The sequence below is a fragment of the Stappia albiluteola genome, assembly GCF_014050225.1.
In the GTDB taxonomy this organism is placed as follows: domain Bacteria; phylum Pseudomonadota; class Alphaproteobacteria; order Rhizobiales; family Stappiaceae; genus Hongsoonwoonella; species Hongsoonwoonella albiluteola.
In genome coordinates, this window is sequence record NZ_JACFXV010000057.1 from 1 (window position 1) to 5,048 (window position 5,048).

General features: G+C 62.1%; 6 protein-coding genes and 2 pseudogenes. 2 read left to right on the forward strand and 6 right to left on the reverse strand.

Annotated elements, in window-relative coordinates:
• Positions 1 to 285: 285 nt before the first annotated feature.
• The 5 genes and pseudogenes from H2509_RS21255 to H2509_RS13610 form a co-directional block, all read right to left on the reverse strand.
• Positions 286 to 636, reverse strand: a pseudogene (locus H2509_RS21255) (DUF1214 domain-containing protein); the annotation flags it as partial.
• Positions 637 to 643: 7 nt separating this feature from the next.
• Positions 644 to 1,969 carry a TRAP transporter large permease gene (locus tag H2509_RS13595; RefSeq protein WP_182166141.1) on the reverse strand — a complete coding sequence of 442 codons (1,326 nt, stop codon included), beginning with the start codon at positions 1,967 to 1,969 and terminating at the stop codon, positions 644 to 646.
• Positions 1,970 to 1,987: 18 nt separating this feature from the next.
• Positions 1,988 to 2,533 carry a TRAP transporter small permease subunit gene (locus H2509_RS13600; protein WP_182166143.1) on the reverse strand — a complete coding sequence of 182 codons (546 nt, stop codon included), beginning with the start codon at positions 2,531 to 2,533 and terminating at the stop codon, positions 1,988 to 1,990.
• Between the two features lie 4 nt (positions 2,534 to 2,537).
• The gene (locus H2509_RS13605; RefSeq protein ID WP_182166145.1) at positions 2,538 to 3,620 is read right to left on the reverse strand and encodes a TRAP transporter substrate-binding protein; all 1,083 of its coding nucleotides are present in this window, start codon (positions 3,618 to 3,620) and stop codon (positions 2,538 to 2,540) included.
• A gap of 252 nt (positions 3,621 to 3,872) precedes the next feature.
• Entirely contained in the window at positions 3,873 to 4,133 is a 261-nt protein-coding gene (locus H2509_RS13610; RefSeq protein ID WP_209001957.1) for a hypothetical protein, read from the reverse strand.
• A 23-nt stretch (positions 4,134 to 4,156) separates the two neighbouring features.
• Here H2509_RS13610 and H2509_RS21085 point away from each other — a divergent pair, with 23 nt between their 5' ends.
• Both H2509_RS21085 and H2509_RS21260 read left to right on the forward strand, forming a co-directional pair.
• Entirely contained in the window at positions 4,157 to 4,288 is a 132-nt protein-coding gene (locus H2509_RS21085) for a hypothetical protein (RefSeq protein ID WP_268925993.1), read from the forward strand.
• A 76-nt stretch (positions 4,289 to 4,364) separates the two neighbouring features.
• A pseudogene (locus tag H2509_RS21260) lies at positions 4,365 to 4,577 on the forward strand (hypothetical protein); the annotation flags it as partial.
• Between the two features lie 171 nt (positions 4,578 to 4,748).
• On the opposite strand, the gene H2509_RS13615 reads toward H2509_RS21260, so the two are convergent.
• The coding region (locus tag H2509_RS13615; protein ID WP_182163749.1) for a DUF1214 domain-containing protein at positions 4,749 to 5,048 on the reverse strand (300 nt) is incomplete at its 5' end.

The window sequence follows — 5,048 nt, forward strand, 5'->3', positions numbered from 1 at the left end:
CGGATGAAGGGCTACGAAGGCGAAAGCTGCCCGGAATGCGGCAACTTCACCATGGTGCGCAACGGCACCTGCCTGAAGTGCGACACCTGCGGCTCGACCAGCGGCTGCAGCTGACCGGGGTTGGACGGTTCGACGTCAATTAGAAAACCCGCCCGATCGAAGACGATCGGGCGGGTTTTGTCTTGCCGAGGAAGGCGACAGGCGCTTCCGGCGGAGAGCAGCCATTCGTTGAAAAATGGAGCGAACGGCTGCGATCGAGACCATCGCGGGCATCCGCCGCCCGCGCTATTCGACCACTTCGATCTCGCTTGGCCGCCAGGACTTGTCGAAGAACGACGCAAGCGGACTGTAGAGCCGCAGGATGGTGACCCAGCCCTTTTGCGGATCGGTCTGGATCCAGTTGCCGCGCGCTACGCCTTCGGGCTGCTCCGGCGCGAACCAGACTGTCGTCGTCCCGTCCTCCGCAGCTTCGGCAGCAGGTGACGGATAGCTTTGGCTGCCGGCACGCGGGTACTTTTGCGGTGTCACCAGCATCGAGCGCGTCTGATTGTCATAGAGCGTGAAGGACCAGAACGCCGCCGCCGGAATATCCTTGGGCAACGTGACCTTGTAGGTCTTCGCGCCGTCGAAGAAGTCGCCGTTCTCACCACCCGATGGTGCCCGGCAGCCATGTGGCGAGCGCCGGGAACAGAAAAACGAGTGCCAGGCCGATCAGTTGCAGGGCGATGAACGACACGACGCCACGATAGATATCCATGGTCGCAATGCTCGGCGGCGCCACCCCCTTCAGGAAGAACAGAGCCCAGCCGAAAGGTGGCGTCAGAAACGACGTCTGCAGGTTCACGGCGACCAGAATGGCAATCCAGGCCATATCGACGCCGGCCTGCGCGAAGATCGGCAGGAACAGCGGCAGGGCGATATAGGAAATCTCGATCCACTCGAGGAAGAAGCCAAGCACGAAGAGGATCAGCATCAGGAACAGGATCTGCCCATCCATGCCGCCTGGAACGAACGTGAAGGCGTCCTGCACCAACCGCTCCCCGCCGAGCCCTCGGAACGCCAGCCCGAACGGCTGGGCCAGGATCAGGATGAAGAACACCATTGCACTGGTGACGAAAGCAGAGCGAACGGTATCGCGAAGCACGTCAAAGGTAAGACGGCCGGAGAAATAGGCCAGCGCGACACTGCCGAACGCCCCCATGGATGCCGCCTCGGTCGGGGCGGCGACACCGCCGATGATGGAACCTAGCACGAGAACGATCAGAAAGATCGGCGGCAGGACCACCTTCACGAGCTTGCCGGCAAGGTCGGCACCCGAATAGACGGCGCGCTCGTCAGCCGGTATCGCCGGCACCTTTTGCGGGCTGAAGATGCCGAGAAAGAGCACATAGGCGATGAAGAGACCGGACAGCAGCAATCCCGGGAGGAGCGCTGCGGCAAAGAGCGTGCCCACGGACTCGCCCATGATATCGGCGAGGAGGATGAGGACGAGGCTCGGCGGAATGATCTGCCCGAGCGTTCCGGAAGCGCAGATGACGCCGGTAGCCACCCCTTTGTCGTAGCCGCGATTGATGATGGGTCCGAGAGCAATCAGACCGACCGTGACAACGGTCGCTCCGACAACCCCGGATGCGGCCCCCATCAGCACACCGACGAAGATGATCGCCATTGCCATGCCGCCCCTGAGACCGCCCATCGCAAGTCCTATGACTTCGAGAAGTTCCTCGGCGATCTTCGACCGCTCCAGCATGATGCCCATGAAGATGAAGAGCGGGAGTGCCAGCAGCGTGTAATTGGTCACGACGCCGAAAATGCGTGCTGGAACGAGGTTGAAGAGTGTCGGCCCGAAGCCGGCATAGCCGAACACAAAGCCTGTCACCGCAAGGCACACCGCAACCGGTATGCCGGCGAGAAGCATGACGAAGAATGCGCCGATCATGCAAAGCGCAAGTATTTCCGTGATTGGCATCGATATCGCCCGATGGGTTCAAATGAGGCTTTCCGCTTCGCCCGAAGGCGCGACCGGGATGGGTGCCAGATGGCGGCCGATATCCGCTGCCGCCCTGGCGAGTGCCTGAACCGCAAGCAGGACGAATGCGACCGGCATTGCGGCCTTCAGCAGATAGCGCATCGGCAAGCCGCCGGGATCGGGCGAACCCTCGTTGATGGCATAGCTGCTTTGGACATAGCGGGCGCTCAACCAGGCGATGAGCACGGCGACAGCGAAAAGCAGCAGATTTCCGAGGACCTCGACGAAGACCTGCAGACGCCGGGGCAGACGGTCATAGACGACATCGACGCGGACTTCCGCCCCCTGGTTGAGGCCATAGGACATGCCGAAGAGAGCCCCGACCCCCATCAGGTGCCATTCCGCTTCCTGCAGCGCGACGCTGCCATAGGAAAAGAAATACCTGGCCAGCACATTGAAGGCGACGGTCAGCACGAGCACCAGGCCGGACCACGCCGCGATCTGGCCGATGATGCGGACGGCGCTCGATGCGCCGTCCGCGAGCGACAAGAGCAGCCGGGCCATCCGGTTACCCGGCCAGGCTGTTGTGATACGGCCTTTCGGAGATCGCCGACCACTGGTCATGCTCGGCCTTGAAGGCCATGAATGCGTCGTGCACCTTCTTCGTTGCCGGATCGGCGGCGGCACCCTCGGCAAGGATCTGGTCCGTCACCTCCTTCAGCCTGGCCACCACATCGGCCGGCAAGACGTTTGCCTGCACGCCATGGTTCTCGACGAGATCCTTCAGCGCCGCGGCATTGTTGGCCTCGCACCAAGTGTGGCTTTCCAGATTGCATGCCATCGCGGCAACCTGCACGATCGCCTTGAGATCATCGGGAAGCGACTCCCACGCAACCTTGTTGATCAAGAGTTCCGTTGCGTTCGACGGCTCGTGCCAGCCTGTGGTGTAATAGTATTTCGCCGCGTTCTGCAACCCGAGGCGACGGTCCTGATACGGGCCGACGAATTCCGCCGCGTCTATGACGCCGCGCTCGAGCGCCGGGAAGATCTCACCGCCGGGCAACAGCTTAACGTCGACGCCGAGAGCAGCGTAAACCTTGCCGGCCAGGCCGGGGATCCGCATCTTCAGATCTTTGAAATCATCGATGCTCTCGATCGGCTTGCGGAACCAACCGGTCATCTGGACGCCGGTATTGCCCATGGGAAGGGCTTTCACGCCCAAAGGCGCGTAGAGCTCGTCCCAAAGCTCCATGCCGCCGCCGTGGTAGAGCCAGGCGTTCATCCCCTGGAAGTTCAGGCCGAATGGAACGGTCGTGAAATATTGCGCCGCCGGCAGCTTGCCGGCCCAGAAATAGGCATTGGCGGCATTCATCTCCACCGTGCCGTCACGAACGGCATCGAAGCCTTCCAGCGCCGGGATGAGTTCGCCCGCCGCGAAATGCTGGATCGTCAGCCGGCCATCCGACATGGCCGCCACCTTCTTGCAGAAGTCGGTAGGGCTGCCTGGACCCTCGACATAGAAGGGCGAGCTGGGGGAATAGGCATTCGTCATTTTCCATGCGAACGCTTCCTGCGCCCGAACGATGGCAGGCGCGGCAAGCGGCGCCGACACTGCCGCAGCGCCAAACGTCAGGAATTTGCGACGTTCCATAGCATGATCCTTTCTTGGGAGTTCGATCTGCATCTGCAATGAACTGCACCGCGCCTTAAGCAGGAACCGCGCCAATCTCAAGATGCAAGGATTTCAGCTGGTTAGGTGACGGCTATCGCGAGTTTTATATACAAAGCACGAAATTTTTGAGCTTATGAGTACAAAATGGGCATTCGCCGGCTAGCTGGATTTCGCAGGCGTGAACAGCCTCGTAGCTGAGGAGGCGATACCCGACGCAGCGTAGACGTTCGCTCAGCAACGCGCATGGGGCATGGGAAGAAAGTCGAGCGCATGCCCGGCTTTCACGTCGCCCATAGCTTCGGGGATCACCAGAAGGCCATCGGCCCGACAAAGCGGATAAAGGGTGCCGGAACTGCCATTGCCGAGCTGTTCTACGACCAGTCGTCCTTCTGCCGGCTTGCCCACGATCCGTACGGGAGCGAACTCGCGCCGCCCGGTCTTGCGGTCAAAGGAAAAGCCCGCACCGCCCTTGCCAGGGAACGAACACGGCAATCGGCCCCGCCAAGGCGCTGCAATTGGCCACGGCCGAAAAGTTCGAAGCCGACGATAGCGGCAAGCGGATTGCCCGGCAGGCCAAGAATACCGTATTGCCGATGGTTCCGAACAACATCGGTTTGCCGGGCTTCATCGCCACTTTCCAGGCATGAATCACACCGCCTGCCGCGCGGAATGACGGCGCGATGAAATCCCTACCGCCGACCGATACGGCGCCCTCTCCTCCGCGCCTTCCGCCGCGACGCGGCAGCGGAGGCCGAGCCGGAAATCCCGGTCGGCACGTCGGAGGCCCCGGCTCCCAGCATCGCCCAGAAGGTCGCCCAGGCGCGGATGAAGGGCTACGAAGGCGAAAGCTGCCCGGAATGCGGCAACTTCACCATGGTGCGCAACGGCACCTGCCTGAAGTGCGACACCTGCGGCTCGACCAGCGGCTGCAGCTGACCGGGGTTGGACGGTTCGACGTCAATTAGAAAACCCGCCCGATCGAAGACGATCGGGCGGGTTTTGTCTTGCCGAGGAAGGCGACAGGCGCTTCCGGCGGAGAGCAGCCATTCGTTGAAAAATGGAGCGAACGGCTGCGATCGAGACCATCGCGGGCATCCGCCGCCCGCGCTATTCGACCACTTCGATCTCGCTTGGCCGCCAGGACTTGTCGAAGAACGACGCAAGCGGACTGTAGAGCCGCAGGATGGTGACCCAGCCCTTTTGCGGATCGGTCTGGATCCAGTTGCCGCGCGCTACGCCTTCGGGCTGCTCCGGCGCGAACCAGACTGTCGTCGTCCCGTCCTCCGCAGCTTCGGCAGCAGGTGACGGATAGCTTTGGCTGCCGGCACGCGGGTACTTTTGCGGTGTCACCAGCATCGAGCGCGTCTGATTGTCATAGAGCGTGAAGGACCAGAACGCCGCCGCCGG

Bases quoted from the DNA above. Each gene is read 5' to 3' on its own strand.
- H2509_RS13595 (WP_182166141.1), bottom strand. From the start codon at position 1,969: ATGCCAATCACGGAAATACTTGCGCTTTGCATGATCGGCGCATTCTTC.
- H2509_RS13600 (WP_182166143.1), bottom strand. From the start codon at position 2,533: ATGGCCCGGCTGCTCTTGTCGCTCGCGGACGGCGCATCGAGCGCCGTC.
- H2509_RS13605 (WP_182166145.1), bottom strand. From the start codon at position 3,620: ATGGAACGTCGCAAATTCCTGACGTTTGGCGCTGCGGCAGTGTCGGCG.